Source organism: Enterobacter cloacae complex sp. 394I7, assembly GCF_057320345.1.
Genome location: NZ_JBXWCR010000008.1, coordinates 75,556 through 97,106, shown reverse-complemented (window position 1 = coordinate 97,106; position 21,551 = coordinate 75,556). Strand labels below are relative to the sequence as shown.

26 protein-coding genes are annotated in these 21,551 nt (G+C 54.1%); 13 read left to right on the top strand and 13 right to left on the bottom strand.

Translation table 11 applies throughout. The features are described 5' to 3' along the window. Nucleotides 1-15 precede the first annotated feature (15 nt). Nucleotides 16-327 (bottom strand): 50S ribosomal protein L21, encoded by a 312-nt coding sequence (gene rplU, locus AC2FAP_RS20680; protein ID WP_003025032.1) that lies wholly within the window; start codon nucleotides 325-327, stop codon nucleotides 16-18. A 256-nt stretch (nucleotides 328-583) separates the two neighbouring features. On the opposite strand from rplU, the gene ispB reads away from it, so the two are divergent. Further along, on the top strand, nucleotides 584-1,555 hold the full coding sequence (gene ispB, locus AC2FAP_RS20675) for an octaprenyl diphosphate synthase (RefSeq protein ID WP_020883532.1): 972 nt from the start codon (nucleotides 584-586) through the stop codon (nucleotides 1,553-1,555). Nucleotides 1,556-1,786: 231 nt separating this feature from the next. Further along, nucleotides 1,787-2,074 carry a DNA-binding transcriptional regulator SfsB gene (gene sfsB, locus AC2FAP_RS20670; RefSeq protein ID WP_014171802.1) on the top strand — a complete coding sequence of 96 codons (288 nt, stop codon included), beginning with the start codon at nucleotides 1,787-1,789 and terminating at the stop codon, nucleotides 2,072-2,074. A 61-nt stretch (nucleotides 2,075-2,135) separates the two neighbouring features. Here the strand turns inward: sfsB and murA are convergent, their stop codons facing one another. The 7 genes from murA to mlaF all read right to left on the bottom strand — a co-directional run bounded on the left by murA (nucleotide 2,136) and on the right by mlaF (nucleotide 6,929). Next, nucleotides 2,136-3,395 carry a UDP-N-acetylglucosamine 1-carboxyvinyltransferase gene (gene murA / locus AC2FAP_RS20665; protein WP_020883531.1) on the bottom strand — a complete coding sequence of 420 codons (1,260 nt, stop codon included), beginning with the start codon at nucleotides 3,393-3,395 and terminating at the stop codon, nucleotides 2,136-2,138. Nucleotides 3,396-3,445: 50 nt separating this feature from the next. Beyond that, nucleotides 3,446-3,700 (bottom strand): BolA family iron metabolism protein IbaG, encoded by a 255-nt coding sequence (ibaG, locus tag AC2FAP_RS20660; protein WP_008501458.1) that lies wholly within the window; start codon nucleotides 3,698-3,700, stop codon nucleotides 3,446-3,448. Nucleotides 3,701-3,826: 126 nt separating this feature from the next. After that, complete coding sequence (mlaB, locus tag AC2FAP_RS20655) at nucleotides 3,827-4,120, bottom strand: lipid asymmetry maintenance protein MlaB (protein ID WP_014171806.1); 294 nt, start codon at nucleotides 4,118-4,120, stop codon at nucleotides 3,827-3,829. Next, on the bottom strand, nucleotides 4,120-4,755 hold the full coding sequence (gene mlaC / locus AC2FAP_RS20650) for a phospholipid-binding protein MlaC (RefSeq protein ID WP_014171807.1): 636 nt from the start codon (nucleotides 4,753-4,755) through the stop codon (nucleotides 4,120-4,122). Before mlaC ends, mlaB begins: the two co-directional genes overlap by 1 nt. Before the next feature lie 18 nt (nucleotides 4,756-4,773). Further along, nucleotides 4,774-5,322, bottom strand: coding sequence for an outer membrane lipid asymmetry maintenance protein MlaD (mlaD, locus tag AC2FAP_RS20645; protein ID WP_025202923.1), 549 nt, complete (start codon nucleotides 5,320-5,322; stop codon nucleotides 4,774-4,776). Between the two features lie 4 nt (nucleotides 5,323-5,326). Beyond that, nucleotides 5,327-6,109 carry a lipid asymmetry maintenance ABC transporter permease subunit MlaE gene (gene mlaE / locus AC2FAP_RS20640; RefSeq protein ID WP_010436044.1) on the bottom strand — a complete coding sequence of 261 codons (783 nt, stop codon included), beginning with the start codon at nucleotides 6,107-6,109 and terminating at the stop codon, nucleotides 5,327-5,329. Nucleotides 6,110-6,116: 7 nt separating this feature from the next. Further along, the gene (gene mlaF / locus AC2FAP_RS20635) at nucleotides 6,117-6,929 is read right to left on the bottom strand and encodes a phospholipid ABC transporter ATP-binding protein MlaF (protein WP_020883529.1); all 813 of its coding nucleotides are present in this window, start codon (nucleotides 6,927-6,929) and stop codon (nucleotides 6,117-6,119) included. A 231-nt stretch (nucleotides 6,930-7,160) separates the two neighbouring features. Between mlaF and AC2FAP_RS20630 the strand changes: the two genes are divergently transcribed. From AC2FAP_RS20630 to npr, 11 genes are all read left to right on the top strand, one after another. Continuing rightward, nucleotides 7,161-8,138: a calcium/sodium antiporter gene (locus AC2FAP_RS20630; protein WP_020883528.1), complete on the top strand. Its 978-nt coding sequence runs from the start codon at nucleotides 7,161-7,163 to the stop codon at nucleotides 8,136-8,138. A gap of 13 nt (nucleotides 8,139-8,151) precedes the next feature. Next, a complete protein-coding gene (gene kdsD / locus AC2FAP_RS20625; RefSeq protein ID WP_020883527.1) occupies nucleotides 8,152-9,138 on the top strand; it encodes an arabinose-5-phosphate isomerase KdsD in 987 nt (328 codons plus the stop codon). Between the two features lie 14 nt (nucleotides 9,139-9,152). Beyond that, nucleotides 9,153-9,719, top strand: a complete 567-nt coding sequence (gene kdsC / locus AC2FAP_RS20620; protein ID WP_014171813.1) for a 3-deoxy-manno-octulosonate-8-phosphatase KdsC — start codon at nucleotides 9,153-9,155, stop codon at nucleotides 9,717-9,719. After that, the gene (gene lptC / locus AC2FAP_RS20615; protein WP_014171814.1) at nucleotides 9,716-10,291 is read left to right on the top strand and encodes an LPS export ABC transporter periplasmic protein LptC; all 576 of its coding nucleotides are present in this window, start codon (nucleotides 9,716-9,718) and stop codon (nucleotides 10,289-10,291) included. Before kdsC ends, lptC begins: the two co-directional genes overlap by 4 nt. Continuing rightward, nucleotides 10,260-10,814: a lipopolysaccharide ABC transporter substrate-binding protein LptA gene (lptA, locus tag AC2FAP_RS20610; protein WP_020883526.1), complete on the top strand. Its 555-nt coding sequence runs from the start codon at nucleotides 10,260-10,262 to the stop codon at nucleotides 10,812-10,814. The genes lptC and lptA overlap by 32 nt, the downstream gene beginning before the upstream one ends. Before the next feature lie 6 nt (nucleotides 10,815-10,820). Next, nucleotides 10,821-11,546: an LPS export ABC transporter ATP-binding protein gene (lptB, locus tag AC2FAP_RS20605; protein WP_014171816.1), complete on the top strand. Its 726-nt coding sequence runs from the start codon at nucleotides 10,821-10,823 to the stop codon at nucleotides 11,544-11,546. Nucleotides 11,547-11,593: 47 nt separating this feature from the next. Then, entirely contained in the window at nucleotides 11,594-13,027 is a 1,434-nt protein-coding gene (gene rpoN, locus AC2FAP_RS20600; RefSeq protein ID WP_014171817.1) for an RNA polymerase factor sigma-54, read from the top strand. A gap of 22 nt (nucleotides 13,028-13,049) precedes the next feature. Continuing rightward, entirely contained in the window at nucleotides 13,050-13,337 is a 288-nt protein-coding gene (gene hpf / locus AC2FAP_RS20595; RefSeq protein WP_014171818.1) for a ribosome hibernation promoting factor, read from the top strand. A gap of 82 nt (nucleotides 13,338-13,419) precedes the next feature. After that, entirely contained in the window at nucleotides 13,420-13,911 is a 492-nt protein-coding gene (ptsN, locus tag AC2FAP_RS20590; protein WP_014171819.1) for a PTS IIA-like nitrogen regulatory protein PtsN, read from the top strand. Nucleotides 13,912-13,956: 45 nt separating this feature from the next. Continuing rightward, nucleotides 13,957-14,811: an RNase adapter RapZ gene (gene rapZ, locus AC2FAP_RS20585; protein ID WP_014171820.1), complete on the top strand. Its 855-nt coding sequence runs from the start codon at nucleotides 13,957-13,959 to the stop codon at nucleotides 14,809-14,811. Continuing rightward, entirely contained in the window at nucleotides 14,808-15,080 is a 273-nt protein-coding gene (npr, locus tag AC2FAP_RS20580) for a PTS phosphocarrier protein NPr (RefSeq protein WP_003861872.1), read from the top strand. Before rapZ ends, npr begins: the two co-directional genes overlap by 4 nt. Nucleotides 15,081-15,118: 38 nt before the next feature. Here npr and mtgA read toward each other — a convergent pair whose 3' ends face one another. The 5 genes from mtgA to lptF form a co-directional block, all read right to left on the bottom strand. Further along, complete coding sequence (gene mtgA / locus AC2FAP_RS20575) at nucleotides 15,119-15,844, bottom strand: monofunctional biosynthetic peptidoglycan transglycosylase (RefSeq protein WP_014171821.1); 726 nt, start codon at nucleotides 15,842-15,844, stop codon at nucleotides 15,119-15,121. Beyond that, on the bottom strand, nucleotides 15,841-16,494 hold the full coding sequence (elbB, locus tag AC2FAP_RS20570) for an isoprenoid biosynthesis glyoxalase ElbB (protein WP_032670144.1): 654 nt from the start codon (nucleotides 16,492-16,494) through the stop codon (nucleotides 15,841-15,843). Before elbB ends, mtgA begins: the two co-directional genes overlap by 4 nt. A gap of 230 nt (nucleotides 16,495-16,724) precedes the next feature. Next, nucleotides 16,725-19,058, bottom strand: coding sequence for an aerobic respiration two-component sensor histidine kinase ArcB (gene arcB / locus AC2FAP_RS20565; RefSeq protein ID WP_032679053.1), 2,334 nt, complete (start codon nucleotides 19,056-19,058; stop codon nucleotides 16,725-16,727). 135 nt (nucleotides 19,059-19,193) lie between these two features. Continuing rightward, nucleotides 19,194-20,276 carry an LPS export ABC transporter permease LptG gene (gene lptG / locus AC2FAP_RS20560; protein WP_014171824.1) on the bottom strand — a complete coding sequence of 361 codons (1,083 nt, stop codon included), beginning with the start codon at nucleotides 20,274-20,276 and terminating at the stop codon, nucleotides 19,194-19,196. Continuing rightward, on the bottom strand, nucleotides 20,276-21,376 hold the full coding sequence (lptF, locus tag AC2FAP_RS20555; protein WP_014171825.1) for an LPS export ABC transporter permease LptF: 1,101 nt from the start codon (nucleotides 21,374-21,376) through the stop codon (nucleotides 20,276-20,278). The genes lptG and lptF overlap by 1 nt, the downstream gene beginning before the upstream one ends. Nucleotides 21,377-21,551 lie beyond the last annotated feature (175 nt).

The following is a 21,551-nucleotide window of genomic DNA, read 5'->3' as shown; positions in this document are numbered from 1 at the left end:
ATCTCTCCTCAGGTCTTAGGCGCTGATGCCAGTAATTTTCACATCAGTGAACCACTGACGGTGGCCCTGCTGCTTACGGTAGTGTTTACGACGACGAAACTTAACAATTTTAACTTTCTCGCCACGACCGTGAGCAACAACTTCAGCTTTGATAACGCCGCCATCAACGAAAGGAACGCCGATTTTGACTTCTTCACCGTTTGCGATCATCAGAACTTCTGCGAACTCAACAGATTCGCCAGTTGCGATGTCCAGCTTTTCCAGGCGAACGGTCTGACCTTCGCTTACTCGGTGTTGTTTACCACCACTTTGGAAAACCGCGTACATATAAACTCCGCTTCCGCGCACATCCTCGTATGAATCAGAGTGCGCTATAAATATTCACAATAGGGCGCGAATATTACGCAAAACGCGAGCCTTTGACAAGTGCTACCATCAATACATGAAGAAAAAAAACACAACGCGTAAGGTAACGTTTATCTGAGCCGTTTTTTCAGTACAATCAGCACTACTATTGATAAACCTAACCCTTCGTTACCCCATTGAAGATGGGATAAACAGGATAAAAAGCCCGGCTTTTGCGATGAATTTAGAAAAAATCAACGAGTTAACCGCGCAAGATATGGCGGGTGTGAATGCAGCAATCCTGGAGCAACTCAATTCTGACGTTCAGCTGATCAATCAGTTGGGCTATTACATCGTCAGCGGCGGCGGTAAACGCATTCGCCCGATGATTGCCATCCTGGCTGCCCGAGCCGTCGGCTATCAGGGAAATGCTCACGTCACGATCGCGGCACTGATCGAATTTATTCACACTGCGACGCTTCTTCATGATGATGTTGTGGATGAATCAGACATGCGCCGGGGTAAAGCCACCGCCAACGCCGCCTTTGGCAATGCTGCCAGCGTCCTGGTGGGGGATTTTATCTATACCCGTGCCTTCCAGATGATGACCAGCCTGGGTTCGCTGAAAGTGCTGGAGGTCATGTCTGAAGCCGTTAACGTGATTGCTGAGGGCGAAGTGCTTCAGCTGATGAACGTCAACGACCCTGACATCACCGAAGAAAACTACATGCGCGTGATTTACAGCAAAACTGCGCGCCTGTTTGAAGCGGCTGCACAGTGTTCCGGCATTCTGGCTGGCTGTAGCGAAGCCCAGGAAAAAGGGCTGCAGGACTATGGCCGTTATCTGGGTACCGCATTCCAGCTGATTGATGATTTGCTGGATTACAGTGCAGACGGCGAAACGCTCGGCAAAAACGTGGGTGATGACCTGAACGAAGGCAAACCGACGCTGCCGCTACTCCATGCGATGCGCAACGGGTCAGCCGACCAGGCGAAAATGATCCGTGAAGCGATCGAGCAGGGAAATGGTCGTCATCTTCTGGAACCCGTGCTGGAAACAATGGCCATTTGCGGATCGCTGGACTGGACGCGTCAGCGTGCCGAAGAAGAGGCGGATAAAGCCATCGCCGCACTTCAGGTTATCCCGGACAGCCCATGGCGCGATGCGCTCATTGGTCTTGCCCATATCGCCGTTCAGCGCGACCGTTAATCCTGCTCTCCCCTCCCCGCGGCCCTCGCGGGGAGATTCCAGTACACACCTGTATATTCCTCTTTCACGTAAACGCACCGGTTTACAGACCGCATGAATAAAGCCATGCCTTATTCTGAATATCCCTACCAGTAACGCGAACTTTTTAGAACAAGAAATTGAAATGGGTATAGTAAGGCCAGTCGTTTCAGACGAAATGGCGTAAGTGAATCCGAACTTAAGGACAGCGTTATGGACACGAAATTTATCGACTGGCACACAGCAGATATCATTGCGGCACTGCGCAAAAAAGGCACATCACTGGCTGCGGAATCTCGCCGCCATGGCCTGAGTTCTTCAACCCTGGCAAATGCCCTGACGCGCCCCTGGCCGAAGGGAGAGTTGATCATTGCGACGGCGCTGGATACGCATCCGTGGGTGATCTGGCCTTCACGTTACCACGATCCCATTACCCATGAATTTATCGACAGATCGCGCATGATCCGCCAGAGGAAAGTGAAGAAAGACCCGCAGGAATAGCGGTTTTTTTGACAGGAACAGCAACCCCCCGGTCATTTCTGGCAGGGGGCTGCCGGAACGATTACTCGCCCTTCACACGCTCGATATTCGCACCCAGCGCGCGCAGTTTATCTTCGATACGTTCATAGCCACGATCGATGTGATAAATGCGATCAACGACCGTCGTCCCTTCCGCAATACAACCCGCCAGCACCAGGCTTGCAGATGCACGCAGATCGGTTGCCATCACCTGAGCACCAGACAGTTTCTCAACGCCGTGGCAAATCACGGTATTACTCTCGATCTCAGCATGTGCGCCCATACGGATCAGTTCCGGTACGTGCATAAAGCGGTTTTCAAAGATGGTCTCGGTAATGAACCCCGTCCCTTCCGCCACCAGGTTTAACAGGGTGAACTGAGCCTGCATATCGGTCGGGAAAGCAGGATGCGGAGCTGTACGCACGTTTACCGCTTTTGGACGGTTGCCGTGCATGTCCAGGCTGATCCAGTCTTCACCGATTTCGATATCAGCGCCTGCGTCACGCAGTTTCGCCAGCACCGCATCCAGGGTATCTGGCTGCGCGTTGCGGCAGGTAATTTTCCCGCCTGAAATCGCGGCAGCAACCAGGAACGTCCCGGTTTCGATACGGTCTGGCAGGACGCGGTACACACCGCCGCCCAGACGCTCAACGCCTTCGATGGTGATACGGTCGGTGCCCTGGCCAGTAATCTTCGCACCCAGCGCTACGAGGAAGTTCGCGGTATCCACAATCTCCGGTTCACGCGCGGCGTTTTCGATGATGGTAGTACCTTCTGCCAGCGTTGCCGCAGACATGATGGTGACGGTGGCACCAACGCTCACTTTGTCCATGACAATGTGCGCGCCTTTCAGACGGCCATTCACAGATGCTTTAACATAACCTTCTTCGAGTTTGATCTCGGCGCCCAGTTTCTCCAGGCCAAAGATGTGCAGGTCAACCGGACGTGCGCCGATTGCGCAGCCACCCGGCAGGGAAACCTGACCCTGACCAAAACGTGCCACCAGCGGGCCAAGCGCCCAGATGGATGCACGCATGGTTTTCACCAGATCGTAAGGTGCAGAAAAGTTGTTAACGTTGCTGGCGTCGATCCAGACGGAACCGTTACGCTCAACTTTGGTGCCCAGCTGGCTGAGTAACTTCATGGTGGTGTCGATATCTTTCAGCTTCGGTACGTTCTGAATTTCTACCGGCTCTTCCGCGAGCAGCGCAGCAAAGAGGATGGGCAGCGCGGCATTTTTTGCGCCAGAAATTGTGACTTCGCCCTGGAGACGCGTTGGCCCCTGTACACGAAATTTATCCATTGTGTGCTCTCTTATAAATTCAACCGTGCTGCGGGCGTGTCGCCCACAACTCAAAAACCGTTTAGTTTGCGATCGCGTGCCCACTCTTGAGGGGTGAACGCTTTAATCGACAGGGCGTGGATGCGGTTATCCGCAATGTATTCCATCAGCGGCGCGTATACAGCCTGCTGTTTCTTCACACGGCTCATACCGTCGAACATCTCACCCACAGCAATAACCTGGAAGTGACTGCCATCGCCAGTGACGTGGGCTTCCTGAAGGGAGAGTGCATTCATCAGCACTGTCTGGATTTCATGATTTTCCATGGGTTCTTAATCATCTGATAGTGAAAACAAGCCCAACATCTTAGAGCAAAGTGGCGTCGTCTTAAACAAGCAAAAAGCCCCGACGATGAATCTGTCAGGGCTTTCAGAAGTAACGCACTGAAAATATTAACGAGGCAGTACGTCCTGAGGGAGATTATAGAGCTGGGCCAGGGTGACCACGTTATCGCTCGCCGCGTGCAGCGTAACGCTTGTCCCCTGCTTTTTCCCCACGGCAACAAGATGGGCCAGCAGCGCGACGCCTGCCGTGTCCACCCGTGAAATGCCGCTCAGATCGATAACCGTCACGCCCTGCATCGCTTCAAAACGTTTGTCCCAGAGCGGGTTCAGCAGATCCTGGTCGAGTTCACCCGTCAGCTTCAACGTCTCACCCTCACGCGACCAGCTCAGTTGATCCGACATTACTTCTTCTCGTCCAGAGAGATTTTCTGACGCGAGATAGACTGCAGCTGTGCGGTCAGGCCATCAATGCCTTTGGTGCGCAGCAGGTCACTCCACTCGTTCTGTTTAGTGGTGATCATGCTCACCCCTTCCGCAATCATGTCATAGGCCTGCCAGTGACCGGTCTGGCTGTTTTTACGCCACTGGAAGTCCAGGCGTACTGGCGGACGGCCGTTAGGATCGATAATCGTTACGCGGATAGGAATGATAGTCGCGTCGCCCAGCGGCTGCTCTGGTGCAATCTGATAGGTCTGACCGTGATACATCGCCAGTGCCTGACCGTAAGCCTGTTTCAGGTATTCACGGAACGCGGCAAAATAGGCGTCGCGCTGCGCCGGGGTCGCGTCTTTGTAATAACGACCCAGAACCAGCGCACCCGCATATTTGATCTGCACGTACGGCAGCAGCTCTTGATCAACCACGTCGCGCAGATAATCAGGATTGGAACGAATTTTCGGCTGTTCGTTTTTAAGCCGGTCGAAGGTCTTCTTCGCAGCCTCATCCATCAGTTTGTACGGGTTACTCTGATCCGCAGCATGCGCCGCGGTGAGAGGGGCAATGACCAGCATGGCAACCATTAACAGTCGTTTAAACATGAATGACTTCTCCTGAAATTAATTCGTCGTGCCTGGTGTCGGTGCGACACTGGCAGGATCTTCGCTCTGCGCAGGGGCAGCGTCGGACTTCTTATCATCTCCTTTACTGTTATAAAGGAACTGACCAATCATATCCTCCAGTACCATCGCGGACTTCGTATCCTGGATTACGCTACCGTCTTTAAGGATAGTCGTTCCCAGCTCCGGGTCTTCAAAACCGACGTTAAGCGCCAGATATTGCTCACCCAGGAGGCCGGAAGTGCGAATAGAAAGCGAGCTGGTGTCCGGGATATGGTTGTAACGCTCTTCAATATCCATCGACACGCGCGGCAGATAGGTTTTCTCATCAAGCGTAATGTCAGAGACGCGCCCGATGACCACCCCGCCTATACGTACCGGCGAGCGCGCCTTCAGCCCGCCGATGTTATCAAAGGTCGCATAAATGCGATAAGTCGGCTCGGTGCGCACAGACGTGATATCCGCCGCTCTCAGGCAGATAAACAGCGCGGCCAGCAACGCCAGTAACAGGAACACGCCGACCCAAATTTCATTTTTTCTCGTTTGCATGAACTCAATTCCCAAACATCAGTGCGGTGAGCACAAAATCCAGACCCAGTACGGCCAGCGACGAATGTACGACAGTACGTGTAGTTGCACGGCTGATGCCCGCCGAGGTCGGGATCGCATCATAGCCATTGAACAAGGCGATCCAGGTGACCGTAATGGCAAATACCACGCTTTTAATCAGGCAGTTAACCAGATCCATTCGCAGATCGATGGCGTCCTGCATGGCCGACCAGAAGAAGCCCGCATCGATGCCCTTCCAGTGAACGCCAACCAGCGAGCCGCCCCAGATACCCACGGCGACAAAGAGGATCGTCAGGAGCGGTAAGGAAATCACCCCCGCCCAGAAGCGTGGCGAGATCACGCGACGCAGCGGGTCGACCGCCATCATCTCCATGCTGGAAAGCTGCTCGGTCGCACGCATCAGGCCAATTTCAGCGGTCAATGCCGACCCTGCACGCCCGGCGAACAACAGCGCCGCCACCACCGGCCCCAGTTCACGCAGCAGCGACAGCGCCACCAGCATGCCGAGGCTGGTTTCGGCGCTATAGGTCGTCAGAACGAGGTAGCCCTGCAGCCCCAGCACCATGCCGATAAACAGACCGGAGACAATGATGATGAGCATCGACAGCACGCCGACATTATAGAGCTGCCGCACCAGTAGCGGTGCATGCTTACGAAATTCCGGCTTGCCGACCAGCGCGTTGAACAACATCAATCCGGCGCGCCCGAACGTCCTGATGGTTTTTATGCCACGGTGTCCAAGAGCGGCCAATGCATTTAACAGCATCAGTGGCTTAACTCCCTATTCCCAGTAAATCGTCACGATAGTCGCCCGCCGGGTAGCGGAACGGCACAGGCCCATCCGCAATGCCGTCGAGGAACTGCCGTACACGCGGATCGCAGTTTTCCTGCAACGCCTGAGCGCTGCCATGCGCGACGATCCTTTTGTCTGCCACAATGTAGGCATAGTCGGCGATGCTCAACACTTCCGGTACATCGTGAGAAACCACTATGCAGGTTACGCCGAGCGCGCTGTTCAGTTCAGAGATGAGCTTCACCAGCACGCCCATCGTAATAGGGTCCTGCCCGACGAACGGTTCGTCGAACATGATTAAATCGGGTTCTAAGGCGATGGCGCGTGCCAGCGCGGCGCGGCGTGCCATACCGCCGGACAGCTCTGAGGGCATCAGTTTTGCAGCCCCTCGCAGTCCCACGGCTTCAAGCTTCATCATCACCGTACTTTTCAGCAGCTCTGGCGGCAGACTGGTGTGTTCGCGCAGCGGATAAGCCACGTTATCAAAGACGTTCATGTCAGTGAACAACGCTCCCGACTGGAAAAGCATACTCATGCGTTTACGAACAGTATACAGGCGCGATCGTGACATCTCGGGGATGTTTTCGCCGTCAAAGAGGATTTCACCGCTATCGGGTGGGATCTGGCCACCAATAAGGCGCAGCAGGGTCGTTTTACCGATCCCGGACGGCCCCATGATGGCAGTGATCTTGCCACGCGGTACGGTCAACGAAATATCATCGAATATCAATCTGTTGGCGCGAGAAAAACTCACACCCCGGACATCAACTAAATTCGCCATAGTTTGGCTCATTTATGGTTCCTTTCTTACCCTGCTCACGTTAAGCATGCAGACTGAATCAGCCCTAAACTCAGCATTTTTACAGAATATTAGCCGTTGAGGTTAGCGAAAGCTGGCATTTGTTTTACTTTTCCGGCGCATAAAGTCAAAATTAGGAATTCGTTACGCCTCAGACTGTATGCAGTCCTGCCATTCCATTCCTGCGCGATGGACCGACGAGTATACCTGAAGAAAGGACTTTTGATGCTTTTAGCAACAGCACTGTTAATAATTGGTTTACTTTTGGTGGTCTACAGTGCTGACCGTTTGGTATTTGCTGCATCTATCCTGTGCCGCCTGACTGGCGTACCGCCTGTCGTCATCGGGATGACCGTGGTCAGTGTCGGCACCTCGCTTCCTGAAATCATCGTCTCTGTCACGGCATCACTGCACGGTCAGTTAGACCTTGCCGTCGGCACCGCGATTGGTTCCAACATCGTCAATATCTTACTGATCCTTGGCCTGGCGGCCCTGCTCCATCCATTTCGCGTGCATTCTGATGTTCTGCGCCGTGAATTGCCGCTAATGTTAATCGTAAGCCTGCTGGCAGGGTGCGTATTTTATGATGGCGTACTGAGCTACGGTGACGGCATTTTCTTGCTGGCGCTGGCCGTTATCTGGCTGCTGTATAGTGTTAAAATCGCCCGTCTGGCAGAAAAACAGGGCCAGGACAGCCTGACGCGAGAGCAGGTCGCCGAGCTCCCGCGTGAAGGCACGCTGCCTGTGGCGCTGCTGTGGCTCGGCGTCGCGCTGATCATCATGCCGATGGCCACGCGCATGGTCGTCGATAACGCCACGGTGCTGGCGAACTATTTCGCCATGAGTGAGCTCACCATTGGCCTGACGGTCATTGCCATTGGCACCAGTCTGCCAGAACTGGCCACCGCTATCGCAGGGGCACGTAAAGGTGAAGATGACATTGCCATAGGCAATATTATCGGTTCAAACATTTTTAATATCGCCATCGTGATGGGCCTGCCGGCCCTGATAACGCCCGGGCCTTTTAACCCCCTGGCATTCTCACGCGATTACGGGGTGATGTTGCTGGTCAGCGTCATTTTTGCCCTGCTCTGCTGGCGGCGGCAACGACAGATCGGCAAAGGCGCAGGGGCGCTGCTGACGGGTGGATTTATCGTATGGATGGCGATGCTGTACTGGCTTTCGCCTCTTCTCTCTGGGTAAACGGAAACGCATTATGTCGCAAATAGAATTGCAGCCGGGTTTTGACTTTCAGAAAGCAGGCAAAGAGGTTCTGGAGATTGAACGTGAAGGTCTGGCGCAGTTAGATCAGTACATTAATCAGGATTTTAGTCTGGCATGTGAGAAGATGTTCTACTGTGCCGGTAAAGTCGTGGTGATGGGCATGGGCAAGTCCGGTCACATTGGGCGCAAAATGGCGGCAACGTTTGCCAGCACCGGAACCTCTTCCTTCTTTGTACACCCGGGGGAAGCCGCGCACGGCGATCTGGGCATGGTAACGCCGCAGGATATCGTCATCGCGCTGTCGAACTCCGGTGAGTCTAATGAGATTCTGGCGCTGATCCCCGTGCTGAAGCGGCTGCGGGTTCCGCTTATTTGCATGACCAGCCGCCCGGAAAGTAGCATGGCGCGCGCGGCGGATATTCACCTGTGCGTGAAAGTGCCTAAAGAAGCCTGCCCGCTGGGTCTTGCTCCAACCTCCAGCACGACCGCTGCGCTGGTCATGGGCGATGCGCTTGCCGTTGCGTTGCTGGAAGCCCGCGGTTTTACCCCGGAAGATTTCGCGCTTTCCCACCCAGGTGGCGCGCTCGGGCGTAAGCTTCTGCTTCGGGTTAACGATATTATGCACACTGGCGATGAGATCCCTCACGTCAGTAAAGAGGCCTCCCTGCGCGATGCGCTGCTGGAGATCACCCGCAAGAATCTGGGTATGACGGTTGTGTGCGACGACCTGATGAAGATCCAGGGGATCTTCACCGATGGCGACCTGCGCCGCGTGTTCGACATGGGTGTTGATGTTCGCACGCTGGGCATCGCTGATGTGATGACGTCCGGCGGTATCCGTGTTCGTCCGGGTACGCTGGCGGTGGATGTGCTGAACCTGATGCAGTCCCGTCATATCACCTCAGTGATGGTTGCCGATGGCGACCAGTTGCTGGGTGTGGTACATATGCATGATCTGCTGCGCGCAGGCGTAGTGTAATGAAGGATAAGACAATGAGTAATGCGGGTGCATCCCTTGCAACCTGTTATGGTCCGGTCAGTACCCATATGATGGCAAAGGCGGAAAACATTCGCCTGCTCATCCTGGATGTGGATGGGGTACTCTCTGATGGCCTGATTTACATGGGCAATAATGGTGAAGAGCTGAAAGCGTTTAACGTTCGCGATGGCTACGGTATTCGTTGTGCGCTCACATCAGGCATCGACGTTGCTATCATCACCGGTCGGAAAGCTAAACTGGTAGAAGACCGTTGTGAAACGTTAGGCATTACCCATCTGTATCAGGGTCAGTCCGATAAGATGGCGGCGTTCAACGATTTACTGGGTAAACTGGCTGTCGCGCCGGAAAACGTGGCCTATGTCGGGGACGATCTGATTGACTGGCCGGTGATGGCTGAAGTCGGTCTGAGTATCGCCGTGGCCGATGCGCATCCGCTGCTGATCCCGCGTGCTGACTATGTCACCCATATTAACGGTGGCCGTGGTGCCGTACGTGAAGTCTGCGATCTGCTTTTGCTGGCGCAGGGCAAGCTTGATGAGGCCAAAGGGCAATCGATATGAGTAAAACCAGACGTTGGGTTATCATTCTGCTTTCGCTTGTCGCACTGGTATTGATTGGCGTGAACCTTGCCGATCGCGACGATACGCAGACGGAAGTGGTCAATACGAGCGAGCCAACCTATAAAAGCGATCACAGTGACACCGTGGTCTACAGCCCGGAAGGTGCGCTGAACTATCGCCTGATTGCCCAGCATGTTGAATATTTTTCAGATGACGGTATTTCGTGGTTTACCCAGCCCGTCATGACCACGTTTGATAAAGACAAAGTGCCGACGTGGTCGATTAAATCTGACCGGGCAAAACTGACGAATGACCGTATGCTTTATCTGTATGGCCACGTTGAAGTCAACGCCCTGACCGCTGACTCACAACTGCGCAAAATCACGACGGATAATGCACAGATCAACCTCGTGACCCAGGACGTGACGTCGCAGGATCTGGTCACACTGTATGGCACAACATTTAATTCCAGCGGTTTAAGAATGCGCGGGAACTTACGCAGCAAAAACGCCGAGCTGATTGAAAAGGTTAGAACCTCCTATGAAATTCAAAACAAACAAACTCAGCCTTAAAGTAATTATCGCCAGTGCGATGCTGGCGACCAGTCTTCCCGCGCTTGCTGTAACGGGCGATACTGACCAGCCTATCCATATCGAGTCCGACACGCAGTCGCTTGATATGCAAGGCAATGTCGTTACCTTTACCGGTAACGTCGTCATGACCCAGGGCACCATCAAAATCAACGCCGACAAAGTGGTCGTTACCCGTCCCGGTGGCGAGCAAGGCAAAGAGATCATTGATGGCTATGGCAACCCGGCAACCTTCTACCAGATGCAGGATAACGGCAAACCCGTGAAAGGCCGCGCCACGCATATGCACTATGAGCTGGCGAAGGACCTGGTCATCCTGACCGGTAACGCTTATCTGGAACAGCTGGACAGCAACATCACCGGCGACCAGATCACCTATCTGGTGAAAGAGCAAAAAATGCAGGCCTCCAGCGAGAAAGGCAAACGCGTAACCACCGTGCTGGTTCCGTCGCAGCTGCAGGACAAAGGTAAGGGTCAGGCCCCGGCACAGAAGAAGAGTAACTAATTCGTTATGGCAACATTAACTGCAAAAAATCTCGCGAAGGCCTATAAGGGCCGCCGTGTCGTAGAAGATGTCAGTCTGACCGTCAACTCCGGCGAAATTGTAGGCCTGCTTGGCCCTAACGGTGCGGGCAAGACCACAACCTTCTACATGGTCGTTGGCATTGTGTCGCGCGATGCGGGCAACATCGTCATTGATGATGAAGATATCAGTCTTCTGCCGCTGCATGCGCGTGCGCGTCGCGGTATCGGCTATCTGCCGCAGGAAGCCTCCATTTTCCGCCGCCTGAGCGTCTTTGATAACCTGATGGCCGTCCTGCAAATTCGTGACGATCTGACCAGCGAACAGCGTCAGGACCGGGCTAACGAGCTGATGGAAGAGTTCCATATCGAACATCTGCGCGACAGCCTCGGTCAGGCGCTGTCCGGCGGTGAACGCCGTCGCGTTGAGATTGCGCGTGCGCTGGCTGCAAACCCGAAATTTATCCTTCTGGATGAACCGTTTGCAGGCGTTGACCCCATCTCCGTTATCGACATTAAACGTATCATTGAGCATCTGCGCGACAGCGGGCTTGGCGTACTGATCACTGACCATAACGTCCGTGAAACGCTGGCCGTGTGCGAACGCGCATACATCGTGAGCCAGGGCAATCTGATCGCCCACGGTACGCCGCAGCAGATCCTCGAAGATGATCATGTTAAGCGTGTCTACCTTGGGGAAGACTTCAGACTCTGATAGGGTAGAGGTAATGTAACGCCGAACCGGAGAAAAATGCTCTGAACATGAAGCAAGGTTTGCAATTACGGCTCAGCCAACAACTGGCGATGACGCCGCAGCTACAGCAGGCGATTCGCCTGTTGCAACTGTCCACCTTAGAACTCCAGCAGGAGCTCCAGCAAGCGCTGGATAGCAATCCGTTGCTGGAGCAAGCCGATCTTCATGAAGAGGTAGATACCCAGCAGTCGCAGGATACTGAAGCACTCGACACCGCCGATGCGCTCGAACAAAAAGAGATGCCGGACGAGCTTCCGCTGGATGCCAGCTGGGATGAAATCTACACCGCCGGAACCCCTTCCGGTACGCGTGCAGACTACCAGGACGATGAGCTACCGGTTTATCAGGGTGAAACTACCCAGTCACTGCAGGATTACCTGATGTGGCAGGTGGAACTTACCCCCTTCTCCGATACCGACCGCGCGATCGCGACATCCATTGTCGATGCCGTGGATGACACCGGTTATCTGACCGTCACGCTGGACGAAATTCTGGAAAGCATGGGTGACGAAGAGATTGAACTCGAGGAGATAGAAGCCGTTCTGAAGCGCATTCAGCGTTTCGATCCGGTTGGGGTGGCCGCAAAAGATCTGCGCGACTGCCTGCTTATCCAACTTTCTCAGTTCAGCAAAGAGACGCCATGGCTTGATGAAGCCCGCTTGATCATCAGCGACCATCTGGATCTTCTGGCCAACCACGATTTCCGCAGCCTGATGCGCGTCACGCGCCTGAAAGAAGAGGTGCTGAAAGAGGCGGTCAATCTGATTCAGTCCCTCGATCCGCGCCCCGGTCAGTCCATTCAGACCAGCGAACCCGAGTACGTCATCCCGGATGTGCTGGTCAGAAAACACAATGACCGCTGGGTCGTTGAACTGAACTCAGACAGCATCCCTCGCCTGCAAATCAACCAGCAGTATGCCTCCATGTGCACCAGCGTGCGTAACGACTCCGATAATCAATACATTCGTAGCAATTTGCAGGAAGCGCGATGGTTGATCAAAAGTCTGGAGAGCCGAAATGATACGCTGCTCCGCGTAAGCCGCTGTATTGTCGAACAGCAGCAGGCGTTCTTTGAGCAGGGCGAAGAGTATATGAAACCGATGGTGCTGGCGGATATCGCCCAGGCCGTCGAGATGCATGAATCAACCATTTCCCGCGTGACCACGCAGAAGTATCTGCACAGTCCACGCGGTATTTTTGAGCTTAAGTATTTCTTCTCCAGCCATGTGAATACCGAGGGCGGCGGTGAAGCGTCGTCAACGGCCATTCGCGCCCTGGTGAAGAAGTTGATCGCCGCGGAGAACCCCGCGAAGCCACTGAGCGACAGTAAGTTAACCACCATACTGTCCGACCAGGGTATTATGGTGGCACGCCGAACTGTTGCGAAGTATCGAGAGTCTTTATCCATTCCGCCGTCTAACCAGCGTAAACAGCTGGTCTGACACAACCGATAAGGAAGACACTATGCAGCTCAATATCACAGGACATAACGTCGAGATTACTGAGGCTTTACGTGATTTTGTGAATGCTAAATTCGCGAAACTCGAGCAGTATTTCGAAAGGATCAACCAGGTCTATGTTGTATTGAAAGTGGAGAAAGTGACTCATATCTCGGATGCGACCCTGCATGTCAACGGGGGTGAGCTCCATGCCAGTGCGGAAGGGCAAGACATGTACGCTGCTATCGACGGCTTGATTGATAAGCTTGCACGACAGCTCAATAAACATAAAGACAAACTGAAACAACACTAATTGTCCGGGCAGTTAACGGGTGCAGGAAGGCCTGTTGTGAAACACAACAGGCCGTTTGTACAGTTAGCGCTTAGGTGAAATTATGATGAACAACGATTCCGCTCTTCAACTGAGCAATGTCCTTAACCAGGAATGTACGCGCAGTGCTGTTCACTGCCAGAGCAAAAAACGTGCGCTGGAGATCATCAGTGAACTGGCCGCAAAACAGCTGGGCCTGCCGCCGCAGGTCGTGTTCGAGGCGATCCTGACCCGTGAAAAAATGGGCAGTACCGGCATCGGCAACGGCATCGCGATCCCGCACGGCAAACTGGAAGAGGACACCCTGCGTGCCGTCGGTGTGTTTGTGCAGCTGGAGACGCCTATCGCCTTCGATGCCATCGATAATCAGCCCGTCGATCTCCTCTTCGCGCTGCTGGTGCCTGCCGACCAGACGAAAACCCATTTGCATACGCTTTCGCTGGTCGCAAAACGCCTGGCCGATAAAACCATTTGCCGTCGACTGCGCGCAGCCCAAAGTGATGAAGAGCTATATCAAATTATCACTGAAGCAGAAGGCAATCAGGATGATGCATAACCAGGAGATGGCCTTCACATCTGTTGTCCTGAGGAGAAACGGAACATGGTGCTGATGATTGTCAGTGGCCGTTCAGGGTCCGGGAAATCCGTGGCCCTGCGCGCGCTGGAAGACATGGGGTTTTACTGCGTAGATAACCTGCCGGTCGTTCTGTTGCCCGACCTGGCACGCACGCTTGCGGAGAGGCAAATCTCTGCCGCCGTCAGTATCGACGTTCGTAACATGCCTGAATCGCCAGAAATTTTTGAACAGGCAATGAGCAACCTGCCTGATTCATTCTCGCCTCAGCTGCTGTTCCTCGATGCAGACCGCAATACTCTGATCCGTCGCTACAGCGATACCCGTCGTTTGCACCCGCTTTCCAGCAAGAACCTCTCACTGGAAAGTGCTATCGACGAAGAGAGCGATCTGCTGGAACCGCTGCGTTCCCGTGCTGACCTGATTGTCGATACGTCCGAAATGTCCGTGCATGAGCTGGCGGAAATGCTGCGTACCCGTTTACTGGGCAAACGCGAGCGTGAACTGACGATGGTGTTCGAGTCATTCGGCTTTAAGCACGGTATTCCTATCGATGCGGATTATGTTTTCGACGTGCGCTTCCTGCCGAACCCGCACTGGGATCCGAAGCTGCGTCCAATGACCGGTCTCGATAAGCCCGTCGCGGCCTTCCTCGACAGACACACAGAAGTTCACAATTTTATCTACCAGACGCGAAGCTACCTTGAGCTATGGTTACCTATGCTGGAGACAAACAATCGTAGCTACCTGACCGTGGCGATTGGCTGTACCGGTGGTAAACATCGTTCGGTCTATATCGCCGAACAGCTGGCCGACTATTTCCGCTCACGCGGGAAGAACGTTCAGTCCCGTCATCGCACGCTGGAAAAACGTAAAACATGACCGTAAAACAAACCGTTGAGATCACCAATAAGCTGGGCATGCATGCACGTCCGGCGATGAAACTGTTTGAGCTGATGCAGGGTTTCGATGCAGAAGTTCTGCTGCGTAACGATGAAGGTACCGAGGCGGAAGCGAACAGCGTGATTGCGCTGCTGATGCTGGACTCCGCCAAAGGCCGCCAGATTGAAGTAGAAGCTACCGGTCCACAGGAAGAGGAAGCGCTGGCGGCGGTGATTGCGCTGTTTAACGCCGGGTTTGACGAAGACTAACGCCTCTTTCATGGCGGGTAGCGCTACGCTTACCCGCCTTACATCAATTTATTTCTCGCCATAAACCCTTCTCCTCCCAGCTGCCGCATCTGGCGCATGATCCACGCCTGTCGGTTTCGCACATAGCCTGAGGGGGCATCAGCCTTAAAGCGAATTGGGTTAGGCAAGACCGCGGCCAACAGCGCAGCTTCAGAGAGGCTCAGCCGGCTGGCAGGTTTATTGAAATATCGCTGCGACGCGGCTTCGACACCAAACACGCCATCACCAAACTCGGCAATGTTCAGATAGACCGTCAGAATACGTTTTTTGCTCCAGACCGTTTCCATCCCCAGCGTCAATCCGGCTTCCAGCCCTTTTCGCACCCAGCTGCGGCCATCCCACAAAAACAGGTTTTTGGCCGTCTGTTGTGACAGCGTCGATGCGCCGCGCACGCGGTTTTCATGGCGTTCATTATGGGCGAGCGCTTTCTCGATTGCCGCCACGTCAAACCCCCAGTGCTCCGGGAATTTCTGATCCTCCGCCGCTATCACCGCCAGCCCCATCCACGGGGAGATTTCATCTGTGCTCACCCAGTCAGAGTGGGCAACATAGCTGAAGTCACCGGTGAACCACGCGCTCAGCTGACGCTCAACCATCACGGCAGAAAACGGAACCGGCAGAATGCTGAATAATGCCAGTCCGCCGCCCCAGAACACCGCCAGCACCAGCACGGCACGCCAAAGAATACGTTTTACCCAGGCGCCTGCGGCGAATTGACGCCTCATTCAGTCAGCACCAGCACTCTGGCCACCAGCTTTTCAATGCCTGAAGCGGCTTCCGCGATAGTCTGCGCCAGCATATACGCAGGTGTGGTGACGATTTTATTGTCTTCATCCACCACAATGTCATCCACCGGACAAGGGATGTGCTCGCCTCCCATCTCCTCGATGATTTCCGCTGTATCAATATCGGTCCCGATGGTCAGGCGCAGCGGGAAATCAAAAATTGTCGGAAGCATGGCCGGAGCGATACAGATAAAGCCCTGCGGTTTACCCGCCGCATGCATGGCCTGTGATAATGCTTTTAAATGCGGATCAACCTGACACCCGGCGCCTTGCGTGGCAAACGTGCTGAGGTTTTTAGCCGCCCCAAACCCGCCCGGCACAATTAACGCATCAAGCTCTGCCGCGTCCGCCTGAATCAGAGGATGAATTTCGCCACGCGCAATACGCGCGGCTTCAATCAGGACGTTACGGGTTTCCGCCATCGGCTCCCCGGTCAGATGATTAATGACATCAGCCTGATTTTTGTCTGGCGCGAAGCAAATGACTTCAGCCCCCTCTCTTGCCAGGGCCAGCAATGTGATGACGGCTTCGTGTATCTCAGAACCATCGTAAACGCCACATCCGCTCAGTACGACACCAATCTTTTTCATCATGACGATCCTTCTCTGCAACTCGCTGAAGCACATAATTAATTTTGATTAAAACGCTATGCTTCACACATTTCACTGATTCCTGTAACAAACCATTTAAGATTTGCTATCTTATTTGCGTGCGGCCTAAATTTTCAGGCGGCGTCCATACGAAAACAACACAAAAAACAGGCGCAGCCACAATTTCCCTGGTGTTGGCGCAGTATTCGCGCACCCCGGTTAAGCCGGGGTCATTTTTTTCTGGCGTCCACCCAGGCTTTAAGCACCGCCACATCGTTCTGCCACTCTTGTTTCATCTCTTCAACCCAATCACCTACGTTATCTTCCCAGGCAGGTAAATCAGGTGACTGAATCTGTTGTCCCAGCTGTTGCAGGTGACGTAAGCCGACCGAGCCGGCCGCACCTTTGATTTTATGCCCTTCTTCCACAATGCCTTTCTGATCCCGCGCTGTCAGATTTGACTCCAGCACGCTCAGATAGCCCGGCATCATTTTTTCAAATACCGCCAGACCGTCGGTAATCAGTTTTGGACCAACCAGATCGATGTACTGCTCCAGCATCGCGGTATCGAGTATCGTTTGGGCTTTCGCGCTATCCACAGACGTCATGGTGTTCTCCTCTTCATCATGGGTATCCCAGAACTTCTTGATCATGGCGGTCAGGGCAGGCACCGCCAGCGGCTTGCTAAGTACATCATCCATACCGGCATCGAGGTACTCTTTTTTATCTTTCAGCACGTTCGCCGTCAACGCCACCAGCGGCGGCAGTTCGTCGGCAGCGTACTGGCTCGTCAGTTCACGGGAAATATCCAGCCCGGTCATGTCCGGCAACTGAATATCCAGCAGAACGAGATCATATTCACCCGGCTTAAACATCTCCAGCGCGGCTTTACCGGTCATCGCCACATCCACACTGTTGCCCAGTTTTTCCAGGACAGAGCGTGCGACAATCACGTTAAGCTCAATATCTTCCACCAGCAGGACATGCAGCGCGGGCAGCGGCATATCGTCGTTTTCGAAGGTATCTTCCACCTCTTCCGCCACCGCCGGCGCGTGCACCGTCAGCGTGAAGGTTGAGCCTTTGCCCGGATGGCTGGCGACGGTAATATCACCGCCCATGCTCTTCGCAAGACGTTTAGACACCGCCAGACCAATTCCCGTGCCGGTAGCGGGCTTGCCGCCGTTGCTGTCCTTCACCTGATAGTACATCGCAAAGATTTTGTCCTGCTCTTCCTGCGGAATCCCAATGCCGGAGTCTTCCACCTCAAAGTGCAGCATGTCGCCCTGGTCATAGCGAATACGTACCGAGACCTGCCCTTTCTGGGTAAATTTGACCGCATTGCTGATAAGGTTCCACAGGATCTGGCGCAGACGCGTGCCGTCGGTAACCACCTTGTGCGGCAGCGGCAGCGTGGGATCCATGACAAAGCTCAGCCCCTTCTGTTGCGCCTGCAAACCCGACAGGTTTTCCAGATCGGCAAGGAAACCGGTGAAATCAACCGGCTGGTTATCAAGCTGCACTTTGCGGCGTTCCATCTTATCCATATCGATAATATCGTTGAAGATATTCCCCAGCGTGACCGCTGAGACATGGATGGTTTTAAGGTATTTTTCCTGTTCTGCGGTGAGATCGGTGTCCAGCAGAATGCGGCTCAGGCCGACAATTCCGTTAAGTGGCGTACGCAGTTCATGGCTGATGGTGGAGATGAAGGTGGTTTTATCGCGGCTGGCACGTTCAAGGGCATCCTGATAGCGCTTACGCTCGGTGATATCGCGGCCAAACCCCATCAGACCGTGGCGTTTCCCCACGCGGTCGTAGTACGGCACCTTACGGATCTCAAAGCAGGCTTTGCGCCCGTCGGGGTAATCCAGCCACTGTTCATAGGTCAGCGAAACGTTATGACGGAACACTTTTTCGTCCGTCTCCATCACTTTGGCGGCCGCCTCTTCGGAGTATACGTCCTGCGGCTTCAGGTGAATCAGCTGCTTCTCACTCTTCCCGGTCAGCAGTTCCATCGCCCGGTTACAGCCGGAAAACTCTTTATCTTCATTACGGTAGAAAACCAGATCCGGTGATGCATCAAGGAACGAGCGCAGGAAAGAGGATTGCTGCTCAAGCTGGATCTGCGTCACCTCGCGCTCTTTCATTTCGATTTTCAGCTGCTCCAGCGTCGCCTGGCGTTCAGCCTCCGCCTTCTCACGATCCGAAATCTCCTGGTTCAGTTGGGCGATATTATCCTTTAGCTGAACGTTGAGCTTCAGATCGCGATCGCGCATCTCTTCCAGTTTATCGACCAGTTTTGACAGGCGCTGACGGGACTCCTCCAGTTGTTCAACTACCACAGAGAGGAAATAGACCGCCCAGGGTGTAATCAGCAAGCCAAAGAAGATGGAGCGGATCACGTCGATACTCTCGACCTGACCGTGCAGAACCATGGTTACGGCCATCTGTACGACAATGGCCAGAACGACCAGTGCCAGTGCCAGCAGCATGGAGAAACGCACCAGCCCAAGCTTCATCATCAGATCGACGTAGTACTGGGCCAGCATTCGAATTTGCTTCATAGAGGATCCCTTCACGACTTTATCGCTCAATAATACTCAAATTCGCGACGGGGCGTTGAAGGTTGTGAGAAAAAGTGCGGGGTGAAACAGGAGATTAGCCTCGCTTCCGGTTCTCCGGAAGCGAGGAGAGGTCTGTCAGGAGCGTTTTAGCATCAGCCAGAGGCTGATCAGGAAGAAGCTGGCACTTGGCAGCAGCGCGCCGATAACAGGCGGAATGCCATAAACCAGCGTCAGCGGGCCGAAGATCTGATCGAGAACATAGAACACAAAGCCGAAGCTGATCCCGGTCACCACGCGCACGCCCATCGGCACGCTACGCAACGGGCCAAAGATAAACGACAGTGCCATCAGCATCATCACCGCCACGGACAAAGGCTGGAAGATTTTGCTCCACATGTTGAGCTGATAACGTCCGGCGTCCTGTCCGCTCGACTTCAGGTATTTCACGTAGTTGTGCAAACCACTGATGGAGAGAGCGTCAGGATCCAACGCCACCACGCCGAGTTTGTCCGGCGTGAGTTTGGTTTTCCACATGCCCGACACCGTCTGAGAGCCGGAGATCTGTTTTGGATCGGTCAGGTCTGACTCATCCACCTGCGACAACCGCCACTGCTTATGCTCGGCGTCAAACTTGGCCGAAGAGGCGTGACGCACGGAGAGCAAACGACGATCGTTATTGAAGGTGTAAATACTCACGCCCCCCAGTTCGTCATCGCCCTTCACACGTTCGATATAGACGAAGCTGTCACCATCTTTTGCCCACAACCCTTGCTGCGTTGAGAGCAGTGAGCCACCGTACATCGCCTGCGCACGATAGTTACGCGCCATCTGCTCACCCTGCGGTGCCACCCACTCGCCAATTGCCATGGTCAACAGCACCAGCGGGATCGCGGTTTTCATCACCGACAGCGCAACCTGCATACGGGTGAAGCCCGAAGCCTGCATAACAACCAATTCACTGCGCTGTGCCAGCATCCCTAAGCCCAACAGCGCACCCAGCAGGGCCGCCATCGGGAAGAAGATCTGCACATCTTTTGGCACGCTGAGCAGGGTATACATGCCCGCACCCAGCGCGTCATAGCTCCCCTGCCCGGCTTTTTTCAACTGATCGACAAATTTGATAATGCCGGAGAGCGACACCAGCATGAACAACGTCATCATGATGGTGGAAAAAATAGTTTTACCGATATAGCGGTCAAGAACGCCAAACGCCTGCATTAGAGGGCTCCTTTACGCGAGAAGCGGGCACGAATGCGGCGCACAGGCACCGTATCCCACAGGTTGAGTCCCACCGCCAGCAGCAGATACAGACCATTGACCACCCAGGTCCAGACGAACGGGTCAATTTTACCCTTACCACCATTAGACTTAATTGAGGTCTGCAACAGGAAGAACACCAGGTACAGCAGCATGGCTGGCAACATTGACAGCACGCGTCCCTGACGTGGGTTAACCACACTCAGCGGAACGACCATCAGAGCCATCATAAATACGGCGAATACTAGCGTGATACGCCAGTGCAATTCGGCACGCGCACGGTTGTTGTCCGTATTGAACAGGGTACGCATATCCATTTGCTCGGTATCACTTGGATCGAGCGCCACGGTCTGGTGACCAATAATGGCCTGGTAGTTCTGGAAATCGGTGATGCGGAAATCGCGCAGCATCGCAGTGCCTTCGAAGCGCGTGCCTTTATTCAGCGTCACTACCTGAGAGCCATCTTTACGCTGTGACAGTTGACCCGAATCGGCCACCACGACGGAAGGACGGGCATTCCCTTTGGTGCGGAGCTGCGCAAGGAACACATCGTTAAAGCGGCTACCATCCACGCTTTCGATAAAGAGAACAGAATTCCCGTCCGTCGCCTGCTGGAACTGGCCCTGCGCCAGTGCGGCCATACCCGGGTTTGCTTTGGCTTCTGCCAGCACTTCATCCTGGTGACGGGAAGACGTTGGGCCCGCCCACATCACATTCACCGCCGCAACGATACCTGTGAAAAGCGCCAGAACCATAGCGGCTTTCACCAGTACGGCTTTACTCAAGCCGCAGGCGTGCATCACGGTGATTTCACTCTCGGTATAAAGCTTGCCGAGCGTCATGAGCAGACCGAGGAAAAGACTTAGCGGCAGGATAAGCTGCGCCATTTCCGGGATCCCTAAACCAAGCAGGGAAAGCACCAGATTCGTAGGAATTTCGCCGTCAACGGCCGCACCGAGGATCCTGACCAGCTTCTGACAGAAAAAAATCAGCAGCAGGATGAAGAGGATCGCCAGCTGGCTTTTGAGCGTCTCCCGCACCAGATATCTTATGATTATCACTTTAAATACGCCCGTAAAAACCCGTCTCTTTGCTGGAAAATCGCTTGTTTCATGGCTTAAACGTCATTTATTCTCTTGAGTCGTCGAAATCATCGCTAAGATTAAAACATCCGGCGGATTCACGCTTCAGGACTTTTTCTGACGTGTCGAAACCGTAGTAACGTAAGATTAACAC